Annotated in this window: 23 protein-coding genes and 4 pseudogenes; 16 read left to right on the top strand and 11 right to left on the bottom strand. The window is 69.2% G+C overall.

The window, feature by feature from the left end; genetic code table 11:
* Window positions 1–130 precede the first annotated feature (130 nt).
* The gene (locus H4687_RS00615) at window positions 131–955 is read right to left on the bottom strand and encodes a helix-turn-helix domain-containing protein (protein ID WP_107082398.1); all 825 of its coding nucleotides are present in this window, start codon (window positions 953–955) and stop codon (window positions 131–133) included.
* 237 nt (window positions 956–1,192) lie between these two features.
* Here H4687_RS00615 and H4687_RS00610 point away from each other — a divergent pair, with 237 nt between their 5' ends.
* The 4 genes from H4687_RS00610 (at window position 1,193) to H4687_RS00595 (ending at window position 3,894) form a co-directional block, all read left to right on the top strand.
* Window positions 1,193–1,588, top strand: coding sequence for an MmcQ/YjbR family DNA-binding protein (locus H4687_RS00610; RefSeq protein ID WP_046919379.1), 396 nt, complete (start codon window positions 1,193–1,195; stop codon window positions 1,586–1,588).
* Window positions 1,585–1,977 (top strand): MmcQ/YjbR family DNA-binding protein, encoded by a 393-nt coding sequence (locus tag H4687_RS00605; RefSeq protein ID WP_046919378.1) that lies wholly within the window; start codon window positions 1,585–1,587, stop codon window positions 1,975–1,977. The genes H4687_RS00610 and H4687_RS00605 overlap by 4 nt, the downstream gene beginning before the upstream one ends.
* Window positions 1,978–2,333: 356 nt before the next feature.
* A complete protein-coding gene (locus tag H4687_RS00600) occupies window positions 2,334–2,558 on the top strand; it encodes a hypothetical protein (protein ID WP_046919377.1) in 225 nt (74 codons plus the stop codon).
* Window positions 2,559–2,583: 25 nt separating this feature from the next.
* Entirely contained in the window at window positions 2,584–3,894 is a 1,311-nt protein-coding gene (locus H4687_RS00595) for a replication-associated recombination protein A (RefSeq protein WP_046919376.1), read from the top strand.
* Window positions 3,895–3,956: 62 nt separating this feature from the next.
* Here H4687_RS00595 and H4687_RS00590 read toward each other — a convergent pair whose 3' ends face one another.
* Window positions 3,957–4,577, bottom strand: a complete 621-nt coding sequence (locus tag H4687_RS00590) for a TetR family transcriptional regulator (protein ID WP_046919375.1) — start codon at window positions 4,575–4,577, stop codon at window positions 3,957–3,959.
* Between the two features lie 123 nt (window positions 4,578–4,700).
* Here H4687_RS00590 and H4687_RS00585 point away from each other — a divergent pair, with 123 nt between their 5' ends.
* From H4687_RS00585 to H4687_RS45970, 6 genes and pseudogenes are all read left to right on the top strand, one after another.
* Window positions 4,701–5,693, top strand: coding sequence for an aldo/keto reductase (locus H4687_RS00585; RefSeq protein WP_046919374.1), 993 nt, complete (start codon window positions 4,701–4,703; stop codon window positions 5,691–5,693).
* A gap of 248 nt (window positions 5,694–5,941) precedes the next feature.
* Window positions 5,942–6,886, top strand: a complete 945-nt coding sequence (locus tag H4687_RS00580; RefSeq protein WP_404819261.1) for an SDR family oxidoreductase — start codon at window positions 5,942–5,944, stop codon at window positions 6,884–6,886.
* Window positions 6,887–6,973: 87 nt separating this feature from the next.
* Window positions 6,974–7,252, top strand: coding sequence for a hypothetical protein (locus H4687_RS47895; RefSeq protein ID WP_306459072.1), 279 nt, complete (start codon window positions 6,974–6,976; stop codon window positions 7,250–7,252).
* Window positions 7,219–7,575 (top strand): annotated as a pseudogene (locus H4687_RS47890) (nuclear transport factor 2 family protein); the annotation flags it as partial. The gene H4687_RS47895 and the pseudogene H4687_RS47890, both read left to right, overlap by 34 nt.
* Window positions 7,472–7,705 (top strand): annotated as a pseudogene (locus H4687_RS47885) (nuclear transport factor 2 family protein); the annotation flags it as partial. The pseudogenes H4687_RS47890 and H4687_RS47885, both read left to right, overlap by 104 nt.
* Before the next feature lie 56 nt (window positions 7,706–7,761).
* Window positions 7,762–8,435, top strand: a pseudogene (locus tag H4687_RS45970) (FAD binding domain-containing protein); the annotation flags it as partial.
* Between the two features lie 52 nt (window positions 8,436–8,487).
* Here H4687_RS45970 and H4687_RS00565 read toward each other — a convergent pair.
* Window positions 8,488–9,144: a TetR/AcrR family transcriptional regulator gene (locus tag H4687_RS00565; protein ID WP_046919372.1), complete on the bottom strand. Its 657-nt coding sequence runs from the start codon at window positions 9,142–9,144 to the stop codon at window positions 8,488–8,490.
* Between the two features lie 183 nt (window positions 9,145–9,327).
* Entirely contained in the window at window positions 9,328–10,533 is a 1,206-nt protein-coding gene (locus tag H4687_RS00560) for a cytochrome P450 family protein (RefSeq protein WP_046919371.1), read from the bottom strand.
* A gap of 576 nt (window positions 10,534–11,109) precedes the next feature.
* Here H4687_RS00560 and H4687_RS47880 point away from each other — a divergent pair.
* From H4687_RS47880 to H4687_RS00550, 3 genes are all read left to right on the top strand, one after another.
* A complete protein-coding gene (locus H4687_RS47880; protein WP_233443817.1) occupies window positions 11,110–11,292 on the top strand; it encodes a DUF402 domain-containing protein in 183 nt (60 codons plus the stop codon).
* Between the two features lie 24 nt (window positions 11,293–11,316).
* On the top strand, window positions 11,317–11,526 hold the full coding sequence (locus tag H4687_RS45960; protein ID WP_225966542.1) for a hypothetical protein: 210 nt from the start codon (window positions 11,317–11,319) through the stop codon (window positions 11,524–11,526).
* 212 nt (window positions 11,527–11,738) lie between these two features.
* On the top strand, window positions 11,739–12,035 hold the full coding sequence (locus tag H4687_RS00550) for a hypothetical protein (RefSeq protein ID WP_050399732.1): 297 nt from the start codon (window positions 11,739–11,741) through the stop codon (window positions 12,033–12,035).
* A 151-nt stretch (window positions 12,036–12,186) separates the two neighbouring features.
* Here H4687_RS00550 and H4687_RS00545 read toward each other — a convergent pair whose 3' ends face one another.
* On the bottom strand, window positions 12,187–12,576 hold the full coding sequence (locus H4687_RS00545) for a hypothetical protein (RefSeq protein ID WP_233443815.1): 390 nt from the start codon (window positions 12,574–12,576) through the stop codon (window positions 12,187–12,189).
* 1,108 nt (window positions 12,577–13,684) lie between these two features.
* Here H4687_RS00545 and H4687_RS00535 point away from each other — a divergent pair.
* The gene (locus H4687_RS00535; RefSeq protein ID WP_046918360.1) at window positions 13,685–14,791 is read left to right on the top strand and encodes a ricin-type beta-trefoil lectin domain protein; all 1,107 of its coding nucleotides are present in this window, start codon (window positions 13,685–13,687) and stop codon (window positions 14,789–14,791) included.
* A gap of 485 nt (window positions 14,792–15,276) precedes the next feature.
* Here H4687_RS00535 and H4687_RS00530 read toward each other — a convergent pair.
* The 4 genes and pseudogenes from H4687_RS00530 to H4687_RS00515 all read right to left on the bottom strand — a co-directional run.
* Window positions 15,277–15,419, bottom strand: a pseudogene (locus H4687_RS00530) (IS5/IS1182 family transposase); the annotation flags it as partial.
* Window positions 15,420–15,707: 288 nt separating this feature from the next.
* The gene (locus H4687_RS00525) at window positions 15,708–16,628 is read right to left on the bottom strand and encodes an NADP-dependent oxidoreductase (protein WP_046918361.1); all 921 of its coding nucleotides are present in this window, start codon (window positions 16,626–16,628) and stop codon (window positions 15,708–15,710) included.
* 397 nt (window positions 16,629–17,025) lie between these two features.
* Window positions 17,026–18,027 carry an ornithine cyclodeaminase family protein gene (locus tag H4687_RS00520; RefSeq protein ID WP_046918362.1) on the bottom strand — a complete coding sequence of 334 codons (1,002 nt, stop codon included), beginning with the start codon at window positions 18,025–18,027 and terminating at the stop codon, window positions 17,026–17,028.
* On the bottom strand, window positions 18,024–18,887 hold the full coding sequence (locus tag H4687_RS00515; protein ID WP_046918363.1) for a PhzF family phenazine biosynthesis protein: 864 nt from the start codon (window positions 18,885–18,887) through the stop codon (window positions 18,024–18,026). Before H4687_RS00515 ends, H4687_RS00520 begins: the two co-directional genes overlap by 4 nt.
* A gap of 72 nt (window positions 18,888–18,959) precedes the next feature.
* Here H4687_RS00515 and H4687_RS00510 point away from each other — a divergent pair, with 72 nt between their 5' ends.
* On the top strand, window positions 18,960–19,814 hold the full coding sequence (locus H4687_RS00510) for a LysR family transcriptional regulator (RefSeq protein WP_046918364.1): 855 nt from the start codon (window positions 18,960–18,962) through the stop codon (window positions 19,812–19,814).
* Between the two features lie 529 nt (window positions 19,815–20,343).
* Here H4687_RS00510 and H4687_RS00505 read toward each other — a convergent pair.
* Entirely contained in the window at window positions 20,344–22,533 is a 2,190-nt protein-coding gene (locus tag H4687_RS00505) for an MMPL family transporter (protein ID WP_078907682.1), read from the bottom strand.
* 655 nt (window positions 22,534–23,188) lie between these two features.
* Here H4687_RS00505 and H4687_RS00500 point away from each other — a divergent pair.
* Entirely contained in the window at window positions 23,189–24,319 is a 1,131-nt protein-coding gene (locus H4687_RS00500) for an FAD-dependent oxidoreductase (protein WP_046918365.1), read from the top strand.
* A 25-nt stretch (window positions 24,320–24,344) separates the two neighbouring features.
* Here H4687_RS00500 and H4687_RS00495 read toward each other — a convergent pair whose 3' ends face one another.
* Window positions 24,345–24,560 carry a hypothetical protein gene (locus H4687_RS00495; protein ID WP_046918366.1) on the bottom strand — a complete coding sequence of 72 codons (216 nt, stop codon included), beginning with the start codon at window positions 24,558–24,560 and terminating at the stop codon, window positions 24,345–24,347.
* Between the last annotated feature and the right edge of the window lie 162 nt (window positions 24,561–24,722).

Below are 24,722 nucleotides of genomic sequence, written 5' to 3'. Positions count from 1 at the left end.
GACTGGCCCCGATGGGGTCGTAACACGCGGGCCGGCCTCCGGCGGGGGTTGGGGGATTGCATGGGAGCGCACGCATACCGCTGAGGGAGTCAACGCCTCCCGACGGGCAAGGGGCCTCGCCGGGTTTCTGTCACATCCTCGCTGCGCGGTCGGCGAAGGCGGCCGGGGTGAGGCCGGTGCGGTCGCGGAAGAAGCGGCCGAAGTTCGCGGGGTCGGTGAAGCCGAGGTGGACGGCCACGCTCCGGGCGTCCCACCGGGCAGCTCCCAGCAGGCGCCGGGCTTCCAGGAGGCGCCGCTCGTCGATGAGTTCACGTACTCCCTTGCCGGTGGCGTCCCGGGCGGCACGGCTGAGGGTGCGGACCGAGCAGCCGAGCAACTGGGCGTAGTCCGCGGCTTGGTGCAACTCGCGAAAGTGCAGCTCCAGGGCGTCCAGGAAACGCCCGTACCGGTCGGCACGGCCGGTGCCGGGTGTGGCTGTGCCGAGGGGGGCGACGCCCGGGGAGTTGGCCAGGCGCAGCAGCAGCGATTCGAGCAGGCTGCGCCGCAGGGCGTGGTGGGTGTCGAGGGGGCGACGTCCCAGTGCGCGGTGTTCATCCAGGAGCTGGAGTGCCGTCTGCTGGAGCCAGGCGGTGTCGTCGGGGTGCGGGCTGAGTACGGCAGGGGCCTCGTGCGCGGTGAGCGGAGTCAGGAGACGGGCGAGGTCGGGCCGCAGCACGTCCGGTTCGAACAGGATGAACGGGCCGCGGGCAGTGCCGGGCGGATGCCAGCACTGCGCGTGCCCGGGGCGCACCCACAGCCACTGGCCGGGGGCGACACTCCGCGTGACGTGGTCGACGTCGTGCCGCAGCTCACCCTCGGTGACCGCGATGAGGTAGTGGAAGGTGGCACGGCCCGGACGGGGCGGGTTCCACGGCCAGTCGTCGTGCTGGGCGAAGAAGTTCTCGACGGTACTCACCTCAAGGCCGTAGGGAGTACCGACCGGGGGCTGGAAACCGAACAGTGGAACCACAGCCGGACCGGCCGCGCTTCCACTCGAGTCAGGGTGTCCCTTACCGACCATCACGTGTCCGCAGCCTACCGTCCTTCTGGGCGGCTGTGGCGGAAGGATGGGACGAGCCACCGCGCCCGCGCGGTGCGCCCTCCAGATTCCTCGATGCCACAGCCCGTCACCACCTGAGGAAGGCAACGCCCCATGAACGGATCGGCCCTGCACAAGTCCGCCGCCGACTGCGCCGAGGAACTCCCCGGAGCTCAGCTGGAGCATCCTTTCGGCCCCGACTGGGAGGTCTACAAGGTGCGCGGCAAGGTGTTCATGCTGATGACCGAAGTCCCGGGGCGTCCCGTCGTGATCCTCAAGGTGGACCCCGGCGAGGCCCACGCCCTGCGGGAGCAGTACAGCCACATCACCCCCGGCTACCACATGAACAAGAAGCACTGGATCACACTGGAGAGCGGAGAAGGCGTCGACGAGGAGCTCATCAGGGAGCTCGTCACCGACTCCTACCGGCTCGTCGTCGCCCACCTGCCCAAGGCCGAGCGGCCTGTCGACCCGCACACCTACGGCACCAGCCCGCGAGCGGCCCGGTGAGCGCGGCCGGTGACCGGCTCCAGGACACCGCCCGCCAGGCGGCCCTGGCCCTGGCCGACGTCAGCCACGGCTACCCCTTCACCCCGGGACTCGACGTGTACAAGGTCGCGGGCAAGGTGTTCCTGATCGTCACCGACGACCCGGACGAACAGATCATCACGGTCAAGTGCGAGCCCGAGCACGCGCGGGCACTGGAGCGCGGCTACGCCTCGATCACCCCGGGCCGCTACCTGGACAAGAAGCACTGGATCTCGGTCGGTCCCGGACGAGGCATCACCGAGCGCCTGGTCGACGAAGCGGTCGGGCACTCCTACGACCTGGTCGTCGACCGTCTGTCCCACGACAAGCGCCCGCCCAGGCCCACAGGATCGCAGCGGGCCGGCGCCTGAATCCCCGAGCGCCTCCCCGCCGGTGCGAACCAGCCGCGCCTTCAGCCGACAGGAATCACCGTGCACACCAGCTCGTCATCGCCCATCCATGCAGCTCGTCCTTCACCGCGCAGGTCGCGGCCCGGGCGGGTGAACGCCTGGAGGCCGACGGCGGCACGGTCGATGCCCGCGACCTGCGTACGGAGGCTTCGACCCCCGTATGACACCTGAGGGCGAACCCGACTTCGACGAGCCCGGGAAGGTCTGCTCGCCCGAGGTCCGCGCACTTACGCGGCGCCTCCAGGCCGCCGACGAGATCGTCAGGGTCTCGGCTCGGCCTGGCGAGCGCCCAGGAGCGTGCCTTCACCCCGAGCGGTGTGCGCGGACTGCCGGACCAGCAACTGACCGCAGGCATCTCCCGCTACTCCGGCGTCGAGGCCGCTACAGCCCAGGTGGTGTACGACACGATCGGCAACGGAGCCATCGTCCTGGACGCGGCTGGCGCGGCCGTGACCGGCTTCGACGCCGTGCGGCCCGCCGTAGACCGAGCGGACGACGCTCCCGGGCGTCTGCAGCCGACGCCCGGCACCGCAGCCCTGTGACCTCGCCCCACGACCCGGAAGACCGATGGAACCGACCGAACCGACCCTGCCACTGTTCGACGACGAGCCACCCCGCCCACTGGCCGACCGCCTACGCCCCAACCGCCTTGCGGACGTCGTCGGACAGGACCATCTCCTGGCCTCGGACGCCCCGTTGGGCCGCTTGCTCGCACAGCGCCGCCTCAGCTCCGCAATCCTGTGGGGCCCGCCCGGCGTCGGCAAGACGACCATCGCCCGGCTCCTCGCCGACGCCGCCGGGCTCGCCTTCGAACCGGTGTCGGCCACCTTCTCCGGCGTGGCCGAACTGCGCAAGGTATTCGCCGCCGCCCGCAGCCGACGCACCGTCGGGCAGGGCACGCTGCTGTTCGTCGACGAGATCCACCGCTTCAACCGGGCCCAACAGGACAGCTTCCTGCCCTACGTCGAGGACGGCACGATCACCCTGATCGGCGCCACCACCGAGAACCCGAGCTTCGAACTCAACGGCGCCCTGCTCTCCCGCACCCAGGTCCTCATCCTCAAACGCCTCGACGAGAGAGCCCTGTCCACCCTGCTCGACCGCGCCGAAACCCTCATCGGCCACCCACTGCCCCTGGACGACGACGCCCGCAACGCCCTGATCGCCATGGCCGACGGTGACGGCCGCTACCTGCTCAACATGGCCGAACAGCTCCAGACCCTCCCGACTCCCGAGACCCCCCTGGACACCACCGCGCTCGCCCACCACATCCAGCAGCGCGCACCTCTGTACGACAAGGCGCAGGAAGGCCACTACAACCTGATCTCCGCCCTCCACAAGTCGATGCGCGGCTCCGACCCGGACGCGGCCCTGTACTGGCTCGCCCGCATGCTCGACGGCGGTGAGGATCCGCTGTTCATCGCCCGCCGGTTGACCCGCTTCGCGAACGAGGACATCGGTATGGCCGACCCGCACGCCGTCCAGCAGACGCTCGCCGCCTGGGACGTGTACGAGCGACTCGGCTCCCCCGAGGGCGAGTTGGCGATCGCCCAAGCAGTCGTCTACCTCTCCACCGCCCCCAAGTCCATCGCCGTCCACCGCGGCTTCAACGCCGCCCACCGTTCCGCGCGACGCACCGGCTCGCTCATGCCGCCCGCCCACATCCTCAACGCCCCGACCCGGCTGATGAAGGACCTCGGCTACGGCAAGGACTATCAGTACGACCCCGACACCGCTGACGGCTTCTCCGGCGCCGACTACTTTCCCGAGAACATGAGCCGCGAGACGTACTACGAACCCACCCGCAACGGCTACGAAGCCCAGATCGCCGAGCGTCTACGCCAGTGGGCCGCTCTGCGGGCTCGTAGACAAAGGTGAGGGGCAAGGACGGCCGGCGCCGTTACGGGAAGTTCGAGTAGGGCGGCCGCCGGTCCGGGTTCTCAGCGCGCTCGAGGGAAGAGCTGCTCGACAGCGGTCACCACCGCGGCGCGGCGGGCGGCGGTGGTGGGGTCCACGGCGTGTGCGGCGGCGGCCTCGCTGAGTTCGGGCTGTGCCGCCCAGGTCGTGGCGATCTGGTTGACCAGGGCGAGGACGTCGGCCGGGTCCCAGACGGGGTCGACGTGTCCGGCCTGTTGCGCCTGGCGGAGCAGGTCGATCTTGCGGGCGATCAATACCTGGGCGTGCTCGTCGGCAGCGGTTGTGGTGCCCGGCAGTTCGAGGCGGCCCCAGGTGATCAGGCGGTGGTGGTCCGGACGGGCGACGAAGTAGTCGAACAGGCGGCCCGCGTAGCCAGGGAGGTCGGAGGGATCCAGCTGGGTGGCGTCGGCGATGACGGCGTGCTCCTGTGCGGAGACGGCGGCATAGAGCGCGTCTTTGCTGCGGAAATAGGTGTAGACGCGTTCTTTGCTGGTCCTGGCGAGTTTGGCGATGCGGTCCACGCGGGCGCCGGCGATGCCGTGGCGGGCGAATTCTTCCATGGCGGCGGTGAGGATGCGCTCGCGCGTGGTGTCGCTGGCCGGGGCGGGTGCTGCTGTCTGGCTGGAGTCGCGGGACTGGGACATGGCCCCAGGATAGAGCACCGAACTATTTGGTTTGGCATGTGGGCGATCGGCGCGTAGAGTCAAACGGAACAGTTCGGTTTGGCCTCTGGGGGTGAAGCCGGCGAAACACTGAGGAGTGAACTCATGCAGCACCGCAATCTGGGCTCTCAGGGTCTGCGCGTCTCGGCGCTCGGACTGGGGATCATGGGCATGTCCATGGCCTACGGTGCCTCGAACGACGACGAGGGCATCGCGACCATCCGCCGCGCCCACGAACTCGGGATCGACTTCTTCGACACCGCCGAGCTGTACGGCGCCGGCACCGGCAGCAACGAGATCCTCCTGGGCAAGGCGGTCGAGGACTTCCGCGACGAGGTGATCCTCGCCACGAAGTTCGGCTTCGACATGACCGCCCCGCTGCACAGCCCCGGCTGCAACAGCCGCCCGGAAAACATCCGCAAGGTCGCCGAGAACAGCCTGCGCTACCTGCAGAGCGACCACATCGACCTCTTCTACCAGCACATCTCCGACCCCGATGTTCCGGTTGAGGAGGTCGCCGGCGTGGTCGGCGAACTGATCGCCGAGGGCAAGGTGAAGTACTTCGGCCTGAGCAACGTCGGTCCCCAGTACATCCGCCGGGCCCACGCCGTCACCCCGGTCTCCGTGCTCCAGTACGAGTACTCGCTCTTCGAGCGGGAGGTCGAGGAGAAGATCCTTCCCGTTCTGCGGGAACTCGGCATCGGCCTGGTGCCCTACTCCCCGCTCGGCCGCGGTTTCCTCGCTGGCCAGATCAAGCCCGCGAGCGAGTACCCCGCGGACGACATGCGCAGCTGGGACGAGCGTTGGCAGGGCGAGAACCACACGTACAACGTGCACGCCATCGAACAGCTCAAGAATCTGGCCGACACCAAGGGCATCACCACCGCCCAGCTCGCGCTGGCTTGGCTGCTCGCCCGGGGTGAGGACGTCGCGCCCATTCCCGGCACCCGCAGCACCAAGCGCCTCGAGGAGAACGCCGGCGCCGTCGACGTCCAGCTCTCCGCCGCCGATCTGGCCGGCATCACCGAGATCCTTCCCCACGGATCGGCAGGCAGCCGCTACCCCGCTGCGATGCTGTCCAGCTTCACCACAGACTGACCGCGCCGGCCCCCCGCATGCGACACCGGGCCCCTCGGGCAAAGGCGGCACACCGGCCAGCGCAGATGGCAGGGGGTATCGGGCGGGGGAAGACCTGGCTTCTACGAGGCGGGATCTCGTGTGGCACTCGCTGACATCGGCCTGTCGGCGGTTACCGCCGGCGCCGAGGAACTTGCTGCAACCGGGTTTCGCCGCTGCGGAGTTCAGCCGCGATTGACAGCCAACGGTCGGAGCCGACTGTCCAGCGGGTGGCGGGCGACACAAAGGCTGTCGCTGGGGACCACGCGTTCCAGGAGCGGGCACGGCTTCGCCAACCGACATCGAGAGAACCGAAAACGATCACAGGTACCGCCGCCACCGGGCACCTGGGCCGCCTCGTCGTCGAGGACCTGCTGCAGCGCGGCGTGCCCGCCGGCCAGATCGTGGCCGCCGTGCGCAGCCCGGACAAGGCAACCGGTTTCGCCGACCGCGGCGTTCGGGTGTTCGAGGCCGACTACATCCGGCCCGAGACACTCGCCGCGGCGTTCGCCGGCACCGACAAACTTCTGCTGATTTCCTCCAGCGAGGTCGGCCGGCGGCAGGCGCAGCACAACAACGTCGTGCAGGCCGCGGTGGACGCCGGTGTCGAGCTGATCGCGTACATCAGCGCCGTCAACGCCGACAGCAGCAGCACGAAGCTCGCCGAGGAGCACAGGACCACGGAGGCGCTGATTCGTGAGTCCGGTCTGCCGTACGTCTTCCTGCGCAACGGCTGGTACATCGAGAACAGCACCGAGAACCTCGCCACCGCGTTCCAGTTCGGCACGATCGCCGGCTCCGCGGGCGACGGCCGGATCTCCGGTGCCGCACGTGCCGACCTCGCCGCCGCCGCGGCCGTCGTCCTCACCGGCGACGGTCATGACGGCGCCGTGTACGAACTGGGCGGCACTCCCTTCACCATGACCGAACTCGCCGCTGAGGTCGCCGCCCAGAGCGGCAAGCCGGTGACCTATCAGAACCTGCCCGCCTACGCGTACACCGAAATGCTGCTCAGCGCCGGACGGCCCGCGCCGTTCGCCGCCCTCCTGGTCGACTCCGACCTCGGCATCAGCCGCGGCGACTTCTTCAGCACCAGCACCGACCTGGAACGACTCATCGGACGCCCGAGCACGCCGCTCACCGACGTCGTCGCCGCCGCGGTCAAGACAGCCTGAACCGGCCGCAGCACCAACCGGACAGCCCTCTCAAGGGTCCCCGTGTCCCCGGCCTTCCGTTCCGTCCTCCCTGAGGAGCGCCACCTCATGAGACCCACCACGCGTGCCCGCAGCGCGCTTGTCGCAGTCCTCGCCTCAGCCGCCCTGCTGGGTGCCGCCGGCACGCCCGCCGTCGCGGCAGCGCCGGCCGCCTCCGCCGACCACGCCGGCTACGACTCCTTCGCTCGCCTCGGCTACCAGAAGGCCGTCGCTGTCCGCGTCCTCAAGGGCGTGTTCGAGCGGGGGACACCGACGTCGTCGACCGCTACGTACGCCCCGACTACCTCCAGCACGACCCGCTCGCACCGGACGGCGCCGAGGCGCTGAAGAATCTGGGCGTCGGCTTTCACCAGCAGTTCCCGGACGCCGAGTACGACGTCAAACGGGTGGTCTCCGAGGGCGACCTGGTGCTGGTCCACTCGAACGAAGTGACGACGCCGGGCACGCGGGGCGCGGCGGTGGTCGCCATCTTGCGCTTCCAGGCCGGGAAGATCGCCGCGCACGCGGCAGCCGGGTCCTGCCTGGTTCACCGCGTCCAGCAAGAAGCTGGTCACCACGGCCTACGGCGAAAACATCGGGCGGAAGGACCTGTCGGCGATCGACCGCTACTACGCGCCCGATCTCATCCAGCACAACCCGAACTCCCCTGACGGGGCGGACGGCGCGAAGGCAGGGCTCGGTGCGTACTTCGCGGCGTTCCCGGAGCTGACATTCTCACCAAAGCGGGTGATCGCCGAGGGCGACCTCGTCGCGGTCCACAGCCACGCCGTGAACGTCCCCGGTGAGCGCGGTCAGGCCTTCCTGGATCTCTTCCGGGTGCGGAACGGGAAGATCGTGGAGGGCTGCGGAACATGGCGACCGTGGGAGGCAATCTCCTGCAGCGCACCCGCTGCAGGTACTTCTACGACGAGACCGCAAGGTGCAACAAGCGCGCACCCGGCAGCGGTTGTGACGCGATCGGCGGGTTCTCCCGCGGCAGCGTGGTGCTGGGGGCGAGCGAGCACTGCATCGCCACGCATCCCTCGGACATGGCGGTGGCGCTGGTGATGCTCGACGCCGTCGTCGAGGTGGAGAGCGTACGCGGAGTGCGGCGCATCCCGGTCGCCGACTTCCACCGGCTGCCCGGCGAAAGCCCCACACCGAGACGGTGCTCGCCGCAGACGAACTGATCACAGCCGTCGAGCTGCCACCGGTGCCGGTCGCGGCGCACTCGCGCTACAGCAAGGTCCGCGACCGCGCATCCTACGCCTTCGCCCTCGTCTCCGTCGCCGCCGCGCTCGCTGTCGAGGACGGCGTGGTCAGCGAGGTGCGGCTCGCGCTGGGCGGGGTCGGCACGAAACCGTGGCGCGCCACCGAAGCCGAACGGATACTGCTCGGCCGGCCGGCGACCGAGGAAGCGTTCAGGCAAGCGGCGGAAGCCGAACTCGCCGCCGCGGAGGGCGGACCGCAGAACGCCTTCAAGATCGAACTCGCACGGCGCACGATCGTGGCCGCCTTGCGACGGCTGCTGGGGGCGAGCCGCTTCCGGGGAGGTGAGGGGGACGATCTCCCGCGCGGCTCCTTCAACGCCGCCGGTGCGGGCCGAGCTCGAGGAGCACATTGCCGAGCTGGGCGGAGGTCAGGGGCGGCACGGGCAGGGTGGACGCGGCCGGATTGGCGCGGAAACCGTCAAGCAGCAAGGCAAGCGGGCGGGTCCATGCGTCGGGGGCGACGGTGCTCAGTGCGGGCACGACCCGGCCCAGCGCCGCCAGGGCGAAGAGGACGTCCTCGGTGGTGAGGTTCGGACGGACGGTGCCCTGCGCCTGACCGCGGCAGAGCAGGTCCGCGATGGTCTCGCGGTTATGGGTGTGGATGGCGTCCAGAGAGGTCACGCCTTCCAGACTTGTGGTCATGAGGTCGTTGGTGCCGCGGTCTGCGGCAAGCGTCGCGAACACGGTGTGCAGGTATCGCGTCAGCCCTGCCCACGCGTCCTCGGCAGTGCGTGCTTGGGCGCCGGCGGCCACGGTCTCCGTGAGAGCATCCCGGAAGACCTCGTCCACGAGCGCGGCGCGGGTCGGAAAGTGGCGATAGAGGGTCGCGTTGCCGATACCTGCGCGCCGAGCGATGACGTCGAGCGGGGCGTCCAATCCCTGTTCGGCGAAGACCTCACGGGCCGTCTGTGCCAGCAGCTTCCGGTTGCGCAGCGCGTCGCGGCGCCCTGTCGGCGCATGGCCGCCCATCGTGCCTCCTTCCCGATCGTCTCGCCCCCGTACCGGAGAGCGCTCCCCGGTACGGATGCTACCGACGATCGAGCAAGCAGGAGTCCTCCCCCTGAGTTGTCGCTGTGGGCATGAGGTCCACCGGCGCCGAAAGGGAGGCTCGGTGTACAGATCGGCGTTCGTCCTCGGCGGCGGGGGCCGTGTCTACCAGCGCACCGGCAGCTCTCGCAGGCTCCGCATGAGACTGGGGCGCCACCGTGGTGTGCCGTCTCCGTCGAAGGCCAGGCGGGGGAAACGGTCCAGCAGGATACGCAGGGCCAGGGTCGCCTCCAGCCGTGCCAGCGGGGCGCCCAGGCAGTGGTGCAGGCCATACCCGAAGGCGAGGTGAGCACGGGTCTCGGTCGGATCACGGTGGATGTCGAACCGGTCGGGGGCGGGGAAGCGTGCGGGGTCGCGGTTCGCGGCGGCGATGGAGAGCACGACACGTGCGCCCGCCGGTATCCGGGCGCCGTCGAGAGTGATCGGTTCAGCGGTGTAGCGGTAGGTGCCCGCTGGTGCGGGCGACTCGAAGCGGAGCGTCTCCTCCACGGCGCCCTTCAGCAACTCGGGGTCGGTACGGAGGGCGGCGAGCTGCCCGGGATGGCCGAGCAGCAGGTGGACGGCGTTGGCGATGAGGTTGACGGTGGTCTCGTGCCCTGCGACGAGCAGCAGGAAGGCCATTCCGAGCAGTTCCTCCGGGGTGAGCCGGTCGCCGCCGTCCCCGTCGTGGGTGCGGACCAGGGCGTGCAGCAGATCGCTGTCCGCGGCGTCCCGAAGCCGCCGTTTCTCCTCCGCCAGCCCCGCGAGGTACGCGGCCATCTCCTGGCTGGCGCGGGCGGACTGCTCCGCATCGTCGAGGGCGACGACCTTCGTGGACCACGCCCGGAAGGCATCCCGGTCCACGTCCGGCACGCCGAGCAGCTCGCAGATGATGGTGAGCGGCAACGGATAGGCGTATGCGGTCACAAGGTCGGCACGGCCGTCGGCGGCCACGGCGTCCAGAAGCGCACCGGCCGCCTCTTCAACGCGGGGCCGCAGCGCCTGGACGCGGCGGGCGGTGAACTCGCGGGCCACGAGCGTCCGCAGCCGGGTGTGATCGGGCGGGTCGACCTGGAGCATGTTGCGGCCCACGGAGTACAGCCCGTCGTCCTCGAAGTCGGCAGAGTGCCGTACGTCATTGCGCAGCCTGGGGTCGGCGAACGCGACACGCACTTCCTCGTGCCCGACCACCAGCCATGACTCGTCCCCGGTGGGGAAACGCACGTGGTGGACGGAGCCGCGGGAGCGCAGCGAGTTGAAAGCGGAGTAGGGGTCGGCGGTGAAGTCGTCGGTGAGGTCGGCGAGTCGGACGGTATGGCGCTGCGTGCGCATCGGCGGCTCCCGGAAAGAAGTGGGGACCATCCCCCGTTTAGGTGTCAGCCGCGACCGTAGCACGAAGCGGGGAGCAGTCCTCGTTTCCCTCTTCGAGCGCAAGCCCACAAGGGTCCGAATGACGACTGTGACGCCCGGCGCCGATCCGGGCGACTACAGCAACGAACCGCCTTTTTTGACCTCGCTTTCCACGGAGAAGAAGGTCATCACCTGTCCCTGGTCGGCTTGCCCCCTCCGGCCGGTGCGCGCTGAGGTGGGCAAGCCTGGCCGGACATCCCGACCGTGGCCGGTGGAGGAGGACGTGCTGCGAAGTTTCGAGACGGGCGAGACGGTCGTACGGCGCGACGTGCACCGCTCGGGCCGGGTGTGGAGCGAGCAGGCGCTGCGGGCTCTCGCGGACATCGACGAGGCGCTGGTGACCGCCTGTGCGCCCGGGGCGGAAGCCCGCTGGCCCGCCCTGTACGCGAAGGCCCGCGACGACGGGGACCGCTCGGTGCGTACGGAGGCGTTCGAGGCGATGGCGGTCGGCCGGTGGGAGCTCGCGGACGGGGTGTGGCAGGAGACCGACCTGCTGCTGTGGAAGCCCCGGCGGCCTGGTTCAGCATCAACGCCTTCTTCGTCCCCGACGGCGCCGGGCGGCGGCTGCCGAACTGGTACGTCTACTTCGAGCACCCCACCCGCCGTACTGAGGCCGGGTTCGACACCTTCGATCTCACCGTGGACCTGCTCATCCACCCCGACCTCACCGACTGGGAGTGAAAGGACGAAGACGAGTACACGCACGTGCGTCGCCTCGGCATGGTCTCCGACACCGAGCACCAGGCCGTCGTCGACGACGCCCGCGCCCAGGTGCTGGCGATGCTCACCGACCGTGCCGGTGTCTTCGCGCACGCGGAGCGGAGGGCGGCCTGGGCGGGGGAGCCGGCCTGGCCTACGCCGCGCCTGCCCCGGTCCACGGTGGCCGCGGAGAGGGTCGCACCGGAGGGCGGCTGAACCGTTGTCTGCACGGTTGCGCCCGACGGAGGGCTGGAGGCGAGAGCCGGCAATCGGACACCGGTCGTTGTCCTCGGTCAGCCCGGGTGGGCAAGCCTTCTTGCGACGACGACACCTCTTTCCCGCGCGATGGCCGTGGGGAAGAGGCCCCTTCCACCGCTTGGGGTCGGCGCGGGACCCGCGTTGTCGGTGGCGGCTGGAAGGCTGGCCGGATGAACGGTGACGAGCAGCTGCTGAACGGCCGCGTCTACGGACACGACCACGACGCCCCCGACTCCGGCCCGCTCCCGCACCGGACCTACGCCGAACTGGTCGGCGGACCGCTGGATGGTCTGCTGCTGGACATCCACGGATGGCGGACCGTGGAAGTCGACGACGGGGTGGCCCTGTCCACCGAGCTCGGACAGTTCCCCGGAGGCCGGTCGCTGTACGACCCGCACCCGGGCGAATCCCGCACACCCGGCCCCGGTGTCAGCTGCCGCTTCTACTACTCCGGCGACACGCCCTGACCATCGCCCCAACCATGAGCTCGACCACGGCTGACCAGCGGGTGGTGCGCCGCCACGCGTCGTCCGGAGCGGGAAGTTGGATCCCTCTGGTGCGTCACCCGTGCGGCTGCGAATCAGCGGCTCCCCCGGAGCGGATCGACCGCTTGTGCTGTCATGGCCGTCGGCGCGGCGGTGGCGTCCGGAGGGGGACGTCGGCGGGGGAGTGGTCGGGGCGGGCGCGGTGCAGGCGGGCGAGGTGGCGCCACCGGCCCGCAGCGTCGCGGGCGACGTCGACGCCGACTTCCACCACCAGTTCGGGTTCCACCAACGTGACGTTCAGCGTCTCGCGGCTGCCCCAACCTGCCGAGAACGACCAGCCCGCCCACGGATGACCGCGCCGCGCCGAAACGATCTGGCCGGCGACCGCAGCGCTTGCCGTCCGGGTGAGGGTGGTGGTGCGGCCGGCGTACTGCAGGCGCCCGCCTTCGTACCTGCCGAGCAGCAGACCACACGCGCGCGGCGCACGGACGTCCGTACCCTCGTACGGTCGTCCGCGCGCCACGCGCGGATGCCCGCGCCATGAAGCGGGGCGGTGACGCCGCCACAGCCGGGGCACCGCAGGCGACGCAAGTCGCCGACCGTTGACATTTGTGGCACAACCTCGGGGCGGCTGCCGAGCGGGCTGTCGCCCGCCACCGCCAGTGCCTTCGCGTCCTGGTCCCCGGTGGCAGCACAACCGGACCTCCGTCCTCGACGGGTACAAGCCCTACCCGGACGAACGCTGGGACGAGGGTTGTACCAACGGGCGTTTTCGTGCTGTGCCTCGCCGAGGACTCGCTGCCCTTGCGGGCGACGCGGTGACCGGTAGGTATCGCTAAAGCCCCCCAATACATCCGATGCACCCGTGTATGCGCTGGTATGCGGTCCACTACCGCGACGGCCCTCCACACGTTGCTCCGAACCAGAAGCTCACACCGTCCGTGTTGTTCTGGGAAGAGTCAGGAGAGGAACGTTGTCGGACCGATCAGTCGGCGCGGCGTGCCGCCCGGCGTGGCCGCCATGACGGTTGCCGCCGCCGTTTCGCCCCCGCGCTCAGGCACGCTGCTCACGGGTGACGGTCAGCGGGCTGCCCTCCGGCGTCCGGGCCTCGATCCGCAACCTCGGGGTCCACGACCGTCCCTTCAGCGCGGACGCCGGGACCGTCCGGCTGGTGAACCCGCGAGAGCGGCAAGGTGACGGACGTCAATGGCGCCTGGACCGCAGACGGCGGCGCGGTCATCCAGTGGCCCCGGAGCGAACCGGCAGAGCCCGGGCGGTTCCGGCCAGGGCGACGGACTCAACCAGTGAACCGGCGACGGCGGCGACAACCAGCCGTGGAGGCTGGTGCCTTCGATCAATGGCTACTACCAGTTCGTCAACGTCCGCAACGGCTGGTGCGCCGACGTCAAGGACGCTTCCCCGCGGACGGTGCCAAGGTCACCCGGTGGCCCTCCACCGGCGGCTCCAAGCAGGACGGGCAGATCCTCGCGCTGTGAGCCGCCGGGACTCCCAGTGAGGACGGAGCTGAGCTGTCCGGCCCAGATCGGTAGCAAAACAGGTGCCGAGTGACCGGCACCAACGGCCATCCCCCACCCGCTGATTCACCATCACTCGCAGAAGAGGACGCCTGTATGAGAAAGCCCTGGATCTTCCCCCTGGTCACGCTTGTCGCCGCCGCGCTCGGGGTGACGGCGGCGGGTGCGGCCCCTGCCTCCGCCGCCTCCGACACCCCTTTGCGGGTCATGCCGTTGGGTGACTCGATCACCTGGGGCGTGGGGAGCAGCACCGGCAACGGCTACCGCGCGCCGTTGTGGAACAGGCTTGCGGCGGACGGACATCCGCTGGACTTCGTGGGCACGGGACGGAGCGGCCCGATGTCCGACCCCGACAACGAAGGCCACTCCGGATACAAGATCCACCAGGTCGCCGCACTCACCGACGCCTCACTGACCCGTTACCGGCCCAACGTCGTGACGCTGCACATCGGCACCAACGATCTCAACGAGAGCTACCAGGTCTCCACCGCCACCGCCCGGCTGAGGTCGCTGGTCGACCAGGTCACCGTCGCCGCCCCCGACGCGACCGTCCTGGTGGCCTCCCTGGTCGTGTCCACGAGCGGCTCGGAGGAGCAGTACCGGGGCGCGTACAACCAGGCGATCCCGCAGATCGTGAGGGACGCACAGTCCGCAGGCAAGCGCGTCGCCTACGTCGACATGAGCGGCCTGACCACGGCCGACCTGGCCGACACCCTGCATCCCAACGACGCGGGCTACCAGAAGATGGCCGATGCCTTCCACCGCGGCGTTCAGGCCGCGGACAGCGCAGGGTGGCTGAGGAACCCCGCCCCCGCACCCGCACGCGTGCAGTCCGGCATCGCCGGCAAGTGCATGGACGTCAACGGTGCCGGCACCGCCGACGGGACCGCCGTCCAGACGTGGAACTGCGGCGACAGCGGCAACCAGTACTGGTCCGCCTACACCGACGGCACCCTGCGCTCCATGGGCAAATGCCTCGACGCCGTCGGCGGGAGCACCGCCAACGGCACCAAGGTGCAGATCTGGGCCTGCCACGGCGGCGCCAACCAGGTCTGGCAGCCCCACAACGGCGGCTACCGCAACCCCGCCTCCGGCCGCTGCCTCGACGTTCCGGGCGCCTCCGCGACCAACGGCACACAGCTCGTGCTGTGGGACTGCAACGGCGGCTCCAACCAGAAGTGGACCACCCTCGCCACCGGATGACCCCCACTCCCGGGGTCTGAACCCCCTCCGGGCTCTCCTCGCGTGAGGCCGACCCAGGGCCGGCCACCCGAACAGAGAACGGCCCGCCGCACCAGGAACACCGGTACGGCGGGCCGCTCGCGGTTCTCAGCTCTGCTGCAGGGGAGCCAGGAGGAACGAGGCCGCCGGAGACGCATGGTCGCTGCCCTGTCTGGTGAGTCTGCCCGTTCTTTCGGTGACCCATCTTCTGGACTTGCTGTTGAAGATCGTTCTGCCGATTCCCGCTGCGCTGGTTCAGACTGTCTTCGCCGTCTGCTCACGGGCCGGACTGCGTGGGCCAGGGGCGTCCGCGGCCTGTTGCTCGGCGGCGGAGCCAGGCCGCAGAGGCGGGCCGAGAGCCCACTCCAGCGTGACGTTGAGCTGCTTGACACGTCGACACACTGTCAGTAAGTGAGTCAGGCTCACCAGCAGAACCACCAGTCACATTCTCACTGTCAGTATAGGCGCGGCAGGCTCCAGGGCCGGCCCTGGCGGACGGGGTCCGCGCCTTCGCGCCGCAACGCGGTGATCAGTTTGCCGAACTGACGCGAACTCAGCCCGTGAGCGGGACTTTCCAGGACGACTCCGACCCCGTGATCACACCAGCCATGCGACAGACGTCCACATGGCCGTGGCGATGGCGGGGGACCAGGCGGTCGCAGGACCCGGCCGGAATTCCGCCCGGGCACGCAGTTCACGAGTCCGTGGGGCGGCGGAACCGTGAAGGAGTGGCGCGGCCACGGCATCCACCGCGCGCTCGTCACCCACCGATCCCGTATCCGCCGCCGACCGCGGCTGTCGCTACTTCCAGGTGGATGCCTCGGAGCCATGATCGGCGTCTCTCTGCCGACGCTTGTGTCGGCTTGCGGCGCGGCACGTTCTTGGCGCGGGCATTCATCTATGGAGTCAGAATGATCTTCCCCGTGGTTCGGCCTTCCTCGCCCAGTTGGTGGGCGTCGATCACCTGGCCAAGAGGAAATACTCTGTCGATGCGGACCGTGAGCCGACCTTCGGCGGCGAGAGAAGCCAGGACCTCCAGGTCGGCGCGGTCAGGCTCCACGAGCATGAAATCAGCCCGGAGACCGTTGTCTGCGGCCCACTGGACTGTCTCCGCATCGGCGCCGTTGAGTGCGACGACCCGGCCGCCGGGCACCAATACCTCCACCAGCCCTCGAATCTGCCCAGCGACGGTAGCCAGAAGAACATCGACGTCTCTCACCTGGGAGCTCACTTCGGAGTTCCTGTAGTCGATGACCTCGTCGGCGCCAAGACCTCTGACGAAATCGTGCTTTGCCCCGCTGGCGGTTGCGATGACATAGGCGCCGTGAGCCTTGGCGATCTGAACGGCGAGGTGGCCCACGCCTCCGGCCGCGGCCGGAATGAGTACCCGCTCTCCGGCAGCTACCCTGGCCACCGTCACCAGTGCCTGCCAAGCGGTAAGACCCGCCAGGGGCAGGCCCGCCGCCTGGAGATGGCTCATGCCCGGCGGCTTGAGAGCAAGGTGTCTCGATGGAGCGGTCACGAACTCCGCGTACGCTCCTGCCTCGGCGGGAAACCGTGGCATTCCGAAGACCTCGTCTCCCGGCCTGAAGCGCGTCACACCGGCTCCTACGGCAGCCACCGTTCCAGAGACGTCCCAGCCGACCGAGAAGGGCAGGTCACCCAAGCCTCCGCCGGTGCGCATCTTCCAGTCGACGGGATTCACGCCGGCGGCCTTCACCTCGACCAGGACCTCTGTTGGTCCTGGTTGCGGCACCTCAACCTCGACAACCTCGAGAACGTCCGGGCCACCCAACCTGCTCTGCATTACTCGGCGCATGTGTTCATCGATATCAGACTGGTGGCGAAAAGATGTGAGTAGTGCATGCTCAATATCCGTGATCCAGCAGTTCTTCAGTTCCATGCCACGCCCAGGGAAGAACACGCCCCTATGTCCGCAGTGTCCAAGGTCGCCCGACGCGGTACATCTCCGGCGCCGGCACGTGCTGTCCTTCAGGCTTGGTTCGGAATGGGCAGTGACTGCACGCCAGGAGGGGAGTGCGCAGGGCGACGTTGTCCAGGCGTCGACCGGTGGCGCGGATCTCATCGAGGGCAAGGAATGTCATGACAGCTCCCTCGTGAGGTCGATTCCGACGTCATGCCTTCGTCGTCAGCGTCTGGAATCCGCCCGAGATGAGCCATCGTTGCTCGGTCCTCGATGCCCCAGTCTTCACCGCCTACCGGTGAACCTCCCGTGCGTGGGCCGGAATGGCTGCGAGATCGCGCGGCGCCCCGAGCATGGTGAGGGCGACTTCCGCGGCGGCCAGATCCTGGACGCCGAGGCCGATGAGTTTGCAGATGGTGATTTCCTCGTCGCTCTCCCGGCCGGGTGCCGATCCGGCGAGGACCTCACCGAGTTCCGCGTTGACCCGGCGGTCCTCTTCCGCGAGCCGTGACAGATCGCCGTGGATGGCGGTGAGTTCACGGCTGTCGACCACGATCCGGTCCGCCCGCCTCAGGCTGTCGGATGTCAGCTCCGCCTTCGTCGGATCGTCGGCGCCCACGGCGTTGATGTGCACTCCGGGTGTCAGCCATGACGCGCGCACCAGCGGTTCGGTGCTGGAGGTCGCCGTCACCACCACGTCGGCGCCGTCGAGCGCGGCCTGGGCGCTGTCCACGCCGATGACGCACAGATCCGGCCGCCTGGCATGCAACGCGGCGGCGAGCGGCTGGACATGGGACGTATGCCGTCCCCACACGCGTACCTCGCGCAGCGGGAGTTCGTCGGCCGCAGCGAGCGTCTGAAGGTAAGCCTGAGTGCCGGTGCCGATGACTCCGAGGACGCGGGAGTCGGGCCGCGCCATCATCCGCACGGCAAGAGCTCCCGCGGCGGCCGTCCGCACGTCCGAGAGGTGGTGCTCGTCGTCCAGGAGCGCCCGCAGGTCACCGGTCGTCGCGTCGAAGACGGCGATGACGCCGCTCGTGGGCGTTCCTCCGCGACGTGCACGCTCCTGGAACCATGAGGCGACCTTGACGGTGAAGACCTGCCGGCCCGGCAGCCACGCCGACTTCACGTGGACGTCGCCTTCGGGACCGGCAGGAGCGAATACGGCCACCGGCGCGTCCCCGAGCCCTCGGCTGTAGTCACGCAGGGCGGCAGCGACGGGCTCCAGCACGTCCCCGTAGCCGACCGTGCTGCGGATCTCCTGCGGCCCGAAGTAGGCGGGCCCGCCGATCACTGCGGCAGCCCTTCGAGGCACCCCTGGGCGACGACGGCGACCTCTCCGCCGACTCGCACGGAGGCGATGTCCTGCGGGCCGCCATGGGCGCTGATCGTCATTTCGCTGGGGCGGCCACAGAACTGGCCCTGGCGCAGCACCTGCCGGTCGCCGTCCCCGAGCCGTCCGTGCCGGCGGAGGTAGGCGGCCACACACCCTGCGGCGCTGCCGGTGGCCACATCCTCGACGACGCCGTCGTTGTTCCAGTGCCGTCCTTCCAGGGCGTCGGCGTCCAGAAGGTAGGCGAACTGCGCTCCGACCTTGGCCAGCGGTCCTGCGATGTCGGACGTGATCCTGGCCCGCTCCAGCGCTCCCGTCCGCACGGGAACGATCAAATAGCGCAGCCCGGTCGAGACGATCTCGGGACGCAGTTCGGCGTGGAGGTCCTCCTCGTCCAGGCAGAACCAGGAGGCCAGGTCGTTCAGCACGGGCTGCCCGAGGAATTGCGGAGGGCCCTGGTCGAGAACGCTCGCGTACCTCCCGTGGCCACGGCGCTCCGTGACCACCTCCACCGTGCGGGCCTTCAGCTCGAGCGACCATGTACGGCTGGTGTCGCCGCCCGCCACGGCATGCAGAACGCTTGCCGCCCCGATGACCGGATGCCCTGCGAAATCCAGCTCCTCACTGAGATCGAACACCCGTGCTCGCCATGCGTCGCCCGCCTCACCCTTCTGATCGAGGAAGATGGATTCGAAGTGACGCATTTCCTCGGTGATCCGCTGCATTTGGGATCCGTTCAGGCCTGCTGCACCGGGAAAAACAGCAAGACTGTTCCCGCTGAAAGGCGTTCCGCTGAAGACATCGACATGAAAGTAGAGCATAGGAGCGACGCTACCGATGGGCCGAAACGAGCGGAACCCCCTCCCTGAACAGAGGGGGCATAGCATGTCGTTATGGCCCCCGATCTCGAAACGGCACTGCTGCGCGCATTCGTCAGCTCCGTGCGGTCCGGAAGCATCAGCCGTGCCGCCGCGGCCCTCGGTCACAGCCAGCCCGCTCTCAGCAACCAGCTCCGCAGGCTCGAACGCACCGTGGGCCAGCGACTGCTGCACCGCGGGACGACCGGTGTGTCCCTGACCAAGTCCGGAGAGATCTTCCTGCCCTACGCCGAGCGGATCCTCGCTCTGTCCGCGCAAGGGCTCGCGGCGGCCGGCCCGGTTGTCACCGGACACTGTGGTGTGGGGTTGATGGAGGACTTCGTGACGCCGTCGCTGGTCGAGGCGCTGAGTGATTTCAGTGGCCTTCACCCGGGCGCCAAGCTGGAACTGGTGACCGGCCCCGGCCCCTTGATGAAGCAGTCCCTCGCCGAGGGGCGGATCCAGCTGGCCCTGTGTGATCCCTTCTACCTGGCCGAGGCGCCTCGCTGGACGGCCCGCCTCCCGCTGGCCTGGTCTGCCGCGCAGACTCTCGACCTGCGCCAGGATCCACTGCCGCTCGTGCTCTTCTCCCAGCCGTGCCGCTGGCGGATTCCCGTGTTCGACGCCCTGGAAGCCGCAGGGATCCGATGGGATGTCGTCTTCGAGAGCACGGCTCTGGGCGCAGTTCAAGCCGCCGTGCGTGCTGGCCTCGGTGCCACCGCCCTGCTCCCGGCGAACGTGGAACCGGGGACGGCAACCGATGGGCTTCCTGCCCTCCCGGAGGTCGAGATCGCTCTGACCCGTCACACCGGGACAGACGGCGACCCGCTCCTCGATGCCGTGGAGAACCTCCTGAGGCGCCTGACCGACTTCACGGCGGCGACAGGCTGAAGGACGAAACCGACGCCATGTCTGGCAGTGGGGGGACGATCGAAACGTAGGCGGGATGAATGTGAGTCCAACCGTCGCCTGGATGGGCCTGGTTGCTTACGCTCGCCGGCCTCGCGTGTGCGTTCATTCCCTCACCATGCGCCGGCAGAGCCGTCGGTCCCATTCGGCAAACCCGGGTGCACCGCTTCACGATGCGGGTCCGTGGATCGGCAGGCTCCACCGGAGGCGATGGTCGAGGGTGACGCTCCTCGCCGGCCGGGCGGCGTCGACGGTAGTGCCAGATGGCGGCGGTGCGATGCGCGTCGCGGCTGACCGCGCTGACGAGATAGTCGTCCCCGTTCAGGACTCCTGCGCTGGACTTGAGCGGCGAGGAAGCACGGAGTGAAGACGGACCCCTCAGAGCCCGACGCGGCAGACAAGGAAGCCTCCGGCCGGTCCGGGTCTGTCGAGAACCCGTCTGCCGGAGGCCCCGTTTATGGTTCCGGATCGGCTATTGGCCTGGGCCGGCAGCCGGACCGAGTCTTCGGCTTCACGAAGCAACGCGCTGATCGACTTCTGGGCGCTCGTCGACTGTCGCGTCAAGGTCGGTAGATGCGAGGGGTGCGAACGAGCCCGAGAGCTTTGCTCCCTCGATGTCGATGTCCGGCAGTAGCGCATCCAGTCGACGGGGCAGCCACCAGGCTTTCTGGCCCAGCAGAGCCAGGACTGCGGGAACGATGGCCATGCGGACGACGAAGGCGTCGAAGAACACCGCGATGGCCAGTCCGAAACCGATCATTTTGATCATGGGCTCACCCGAGCCTATGAAGCCCGCGAAGACAGCGATCATGATGACGGCGGCAGCTGTGACCACCCGCGCGCCGTGCCTGAAGCCGGTGACGATCGCCGTGTGGGGCTGCTCGCCGTGCACGTAGGCCTCGCGCATCCGGGTGACCAGGAAGACCTCGTAGTCCATGGCCAGTCCGAAGACGACGCCCACCATGAAGATCGGCATCATCGAGACGATGGGCCCGGTCTGCTCGACTCCCAAGAGGGAACCCAGCCATCCCCACTGGAAGACGGCCACGACGGCGCCCAGTGCGGCGGTCACCGACAACAGGAAGCCCAGCGCTGCCTTGAGGGGCACGAGGACCGAGCGGAAGACGATCATGAGCAGGATGAACGCCAGCCCTATGACCAGCGCGAGGTAGGGCATCAGTGCGCTGTTCATCTTCTGTGAGAAGTCGATGTTGAGGGCCGTCGTTCCGGTGACCAGGACGTTGTGTCCGGCCTCTTTGCGGATTTCCTGAACGAGATGTTCGGTGGACTCGGAAGAAGGACGGTGTGCGGGGACGACCGTGATGACGGATGTGTCGCCGGCGGCGTTGGCCGTGGGCGCACTGATGGCCGCGGCGCCCGGGATCTTCTTGAGGGTCGTCACCGTTTGGTCGGCTGTCGCCTTGTCTCCGTCGACGACCACCAGCAGAGGGCCGTTGACGCCGGGCCCGAAGCGGTCGGACAGCAGGTCGTATGCCCTGCGCTGGGTGGTGCCGGTGGACTGCGCCCCGTCGTCGGGCAGGCCGAGTTCCAGGGACGAGGCGGGAAGGGCGATGGCCCCGAGTCCCAGCACGCCCAGCAGGAGCACTTGCCGGGGGCGCCGCAGGACGAAGTGTGCCCAGCGGGTGCCTCCATTGCGTTGAGGGCGTGCCCGGGGTCCGTCGCTCTTCTTGCGGCCGGTGATCCGCTTCCCTGCGAACCCGAGGAGTGCGGGTATGAGGGTCAGGGCGATCAGGACGGCGATGAGTACGGTGCCGGCGGCGGCCAGGCCCATCTTGGTCAGTGCGGGGATGCCCACCACGGACAGGCCGGCCAGGGCGATGATCACGGTCAGACCGGCGAAGACGACGGCGGAGCCTGCGGTGCCGACGGCGTGGCCGACGGCTTCTTCGCCGTCTTTGCCCTCGGCCGTTTCTGCTCGGTACCGGGAGACGATGAACAGCGCGTAGTCGATTCCCACGGCAAGCCCGATCATCATGGCCAGGGTGGAGGTGGTGGAACCCAGGTCCAGCATGCTGCTCAGCGCCGTGATGGTGGAGATGCCGATCCCGACGCCGACGATGGCCGTCATCAGCGGGAGACCGGCCGCCACCAGGGAGCCGAAGGTGATGGCGAGGACGACGCCGGCGATGACGACGCCGATGATCTCGCCCGCGCCCGGTTCGGGCGAAACGGCGAGGGCGTCGCCGCCGATCTCGACGTGCATGCCGTCGTGCTCCGCCCGCGCACCGGCTTCGTCGAGCGCCTCTCGGGTGGTATCCGTGATCTGCGGTGCGGTGGCGTCGTAGGTGACGGTCACGAACGCGGTCGAGCCGTCCTTCGAGACCGCTCCGGTTTCGTACGGGTCGGCCACCGAGGCGACCTGAGGGGACCCGGCACGCAGGTCGTCGATCACCTCCTGCACCGCGCTCTGCTGTGCTCTTGTGGTGATCTTGGTGTCCGCGGGGACGCGCAGGACGACGCGGGCCGTGGCGCCGTCGGCATGACTGCCGGGCATGCGCTGCTCCAGCAGGTCGAGGGCCCTTTGTGATTCTGTGCCGGGCAGGGAAAAGGACGACGACGTGGCGGTGGGCGCTGTCGCCGCGCCCAGACCTACCAGGGCCAGAAGAGCCAGCCAGAGGAAAACGATGATCCGGCGTCGTCGGAACGCCAGGCGGGCGAGTCTGTCGAGGTAGGCGGCCACGGGAACTCCCGGAGACTTCGGTGGGCGGGAGGGAACAGAGTTGGCCTGCTGCGGCGCACAGCCGCTTGAGCAGCTTGCTTTCCGAACCGGATGAGCATCCGGCCGGGCGGATTCCCTCAGCACCGATGTTTGCGGCCTCGGCTCGCGCGCGACTGAGTAAACGGTGCCTATGTTGCGCGTCACCCGCTCAGTCGCCCGGCTGGCTCGGTTCCCAGCCGTCGAAGCGGCGCGTCTCCCGCTTCTCCCTGCCGCCGTGGGCGGTGAGCGACGAGCTCGCCGGGACCGGGGGGTGCGGCCCGTCACCCTGTGCACGGGCCGCTTCGGTCTCGAAAGGGGCAACCGCCCGTACCGAAAGGTCCGGTGGGGCGGACCGTGCCGAAGAGTGAGGCCTTGCCGCGGAGCGGAGCGTGGTGACCGGTCGATGACGGCGCCGGCAGCCACCGTGCGGATCGCTGCTGTCAGTAGCCCGGTTTGCGGTCCGTACGAGCGTGGCCTCGCCCGTCCGCGAGGCCGCTCCGTGCCGGGGCCCGACACCAAGCCAACGATTGTGGGCCAACGCGTGTTGACTCTGGCCGAGAGTTCGAGCATCCTGTCAACAGGCGTCGGCCAACGCCTGTTGACCTGCTTCCCGAATCAAGTAACGGAAGGCTCCGCCATGAACGCCACCGCACTTCCCGCCCGCACCGAAGTCGCCGTCGTCGGCGCCGGACCGGCCGGTCTCGCGCTCGCCGTCACGCTGGCTTCCGCAGGCATCGACTTCGTTGTCCTGGACAAGCTGGCGGAGGGTGCCAACACTTCGCGCGCCGCCGTTGTGCACGCCCGCACGCTGGAGGTCCTGGACGAGCTGGGAGCCTCCGACGAGCTGATCGCGCGAGGCGTTAAGGTCACCCGGTTCGCCGTCCGTGACGGCGTGCGGCGGCTGCTGACGGTGCCGTTCGACAAGCTGCCCACGCCCCATCCGTACACGCTGATGGTTCCGCAGTACGAGACCGAGAGCGTGCTGCTGGACCGGCTGCGGGCGCTCGGCGGCGATGTGCACCGCCCCTACGAGGTCGCGTCCGTCGTCCAGGACGAGGAAGGCGTGACGCTCACCATGGCCACGGGGGAGACTCTGCGCGCCGCCCATGCCGTCGGCGCCGACGGCATGCACAGCATCGTGCGTGAGGCGGCGGGCATCGGTTTCACCGGCAACGCCTACGCCGAGTCCTTCGTGCTCGCCGACGTGGTGATGGATTGGGCCCCGGGGCCGGACGAAGTCTCGCTGACGTTCGGCACCGCGGGACTCGCCGTCGTCGCCCCGCTTCCCGGAGGCCACTACCGGGTCGTCGCCACCGTGGACGACGCGCCCGCCGCACCGGACCTCGACTTCGTCCAGCGGGTGCTCGACGAGCGCGCCCCCGGCCAGGCCAAGGTCACCGGTCTGGCATGGTCGTCACGGTTCCGGGTGCACCACCGGGTAGCCGACCGCTTCCGCGCCGGCCGTCTGCTGCTGGCCGGCGACGCCGCCCATGTGCACAGCCCCGCCGGCGGTCAGGGAATGAACACCGGCATCCAGGACGGCTACACCCTGGGCCGGGCGCTCGCCACCGGCCGGCTCGACGGCTACGACGCGCAACGCCGCCCCGTAGCCCAGCGCGTGGTCGCCTTCACCCACCGCATGACCCGCGTGGCCACCACCCGTAACCCCCTGGTCCGAGGGGTCCGCAACATCGCGCTGCCGCTGCTCGGCCACACGGCCATGCCCAGGAAGCTCGCCACCGAACTCGCCGAGCTCAACTACCGGTAGAGCCGCCGTTTCTCCAGGGGACATCTCAGGTCGCTGTCTCTTCAAAGGCCAGTACGTCGTGGTTGGTGTCCCAGAGCAGGGTCAGCAGGGCGCGTAGTGATGCCTGGTCGATGTTCTCGACGATCAGTACGGTGCCGTCCGCGCCGGGCGCGGACACATGGTCGAACCTGGTGCTGATCACGTCCAGCAGAGTGCGGGCGATCGGTCCGCGCAGCGTCAGCACGTAACGGGTGGGGGCCATGGCGTACAGGGAACCCGCTGGGCGGGTGGATCACCTGTTTCACGGCCAGCAGTGGCCGCCTGGGTATGTCCGACGTCACGACGCTCCCGACCTGCGGCCCGGTACCGCAACCGGACGCTGATTCTGCCAGCTCCACCACCCCGGGTACATCTCGCGGCGGGG

It is taken from the genome of Streptomyces stelliscabiei (assembly GCF_014873495.1).
Lineage (GTDB): Bacteria > Actinomycetota > Actinomycetes > Streptomycetales > Streptomycetaceae > Streptomyces > Streptomyces bottropensis.
The sequence above is the reverse complement of the archived record's forward strand: the minus strand, read 5'-3'. Positions and strand labels throughout refer to the sequence as shown.

Bases quoted from the DNA above. Each gene is read 5' to 3' on its own strand.
- H4687_RS00610 (WP_046919379.1), top strand. From the start codon at position 1,193: ATGAACGGATCGGCCCTGCACAAGTCCGCCGCCGACTGCGCCGAGGAA.
- H4687_RS00595 (WP_046919376.1), top strand. From the start codon at position 2,584: ATGGAACCGACCGAACCGACCCTGCCACTGTTCGACGACGAGCCACCC.
- H4687_RS00590 (WP_046919375.1), bottom strand. From the start codon at position 4,577: ATGTCCCAGTCCCGCGACTCCAGCCAGACAGCAGCACCCGCCCCGGCC.
- H4687_RS00585 (WP_046919374.1), top strand. From the start codon at position 4,701: ATGCAGCACCGCAATCTGGGCTCTCAGGGTCTGCGCGTCTCGGCGCTC.
- H4687_RS47895 (WP_306459072.1), top strand. From the start codon at position 6,974: ATGAGACCCACCACGCGTGCCCGCAGCGCGCTTGTCGCAGTCCTCGCC.
- H4687_RS00565 (WP_046919372.1), bottom strand. From the start codon at position 9,144: ATGGGCGGCCATGCGCCGACAGGGCGCCGCGACGCGCTGCGCAACCGG.
- H4687_RS00560 (WP_046919371.1), bottom strand. From the start codon at position 10,533: ATGCGCACGCAGCGCCATACCGTCCGACTCGCCGACCTCACCGACGAC.
- H4687_RS00550 (WP_050399732.1), top strand. From the start codon at position 11,739: ATGAACGGTGACGAGCAGCTGCTGAACGGCCGCGTCTACGGACACGAC.
- H4687_RS00535 (WP_046918360.1), top strand. From the start codon at position 13,685: ATGAGAAAGCCCTGGATCTTCCCCCTGGTCACGCTTGTCGCCGCCGCG.
- H4687_RS00525 (WP_046918361.1), bottom strand. From the start codon at position 16,628: ATGCGCCGAGTAATGCAGAGCAGGTTGGGTGGCCCGGACGTTCTCGAG.
- H4687_RS00515 (WP_046918363.1), bottom strand. From the start codon at position 18,887: ATGCTCTACTTTCATGTCGATGTCTTCAGCGGAACGCCTTTCAGCGGG.
- H4687_RS00510 (WP_046918364.1), top strand. From the start codon at position 18,960: ATGGCCCCCGATCTCGAAACGGCACTGCTGCGCGCATTCGTCAGCTCC.
- H4687_RS00500 (WP_046918365.1), top strand. From the start codon at position 23,189: ATGAACGCCACCGCACTTCCCGCCCGCACCGAAGTCGCCGTCGTCGGC.
- H4687_RS00495 (WP_046918366.1), bottom strand. From the start codon at position 24,560: ATGGCCCCCACCCGTTACGTGCTGACGCTGCGCGGACCGATCGCCCGC.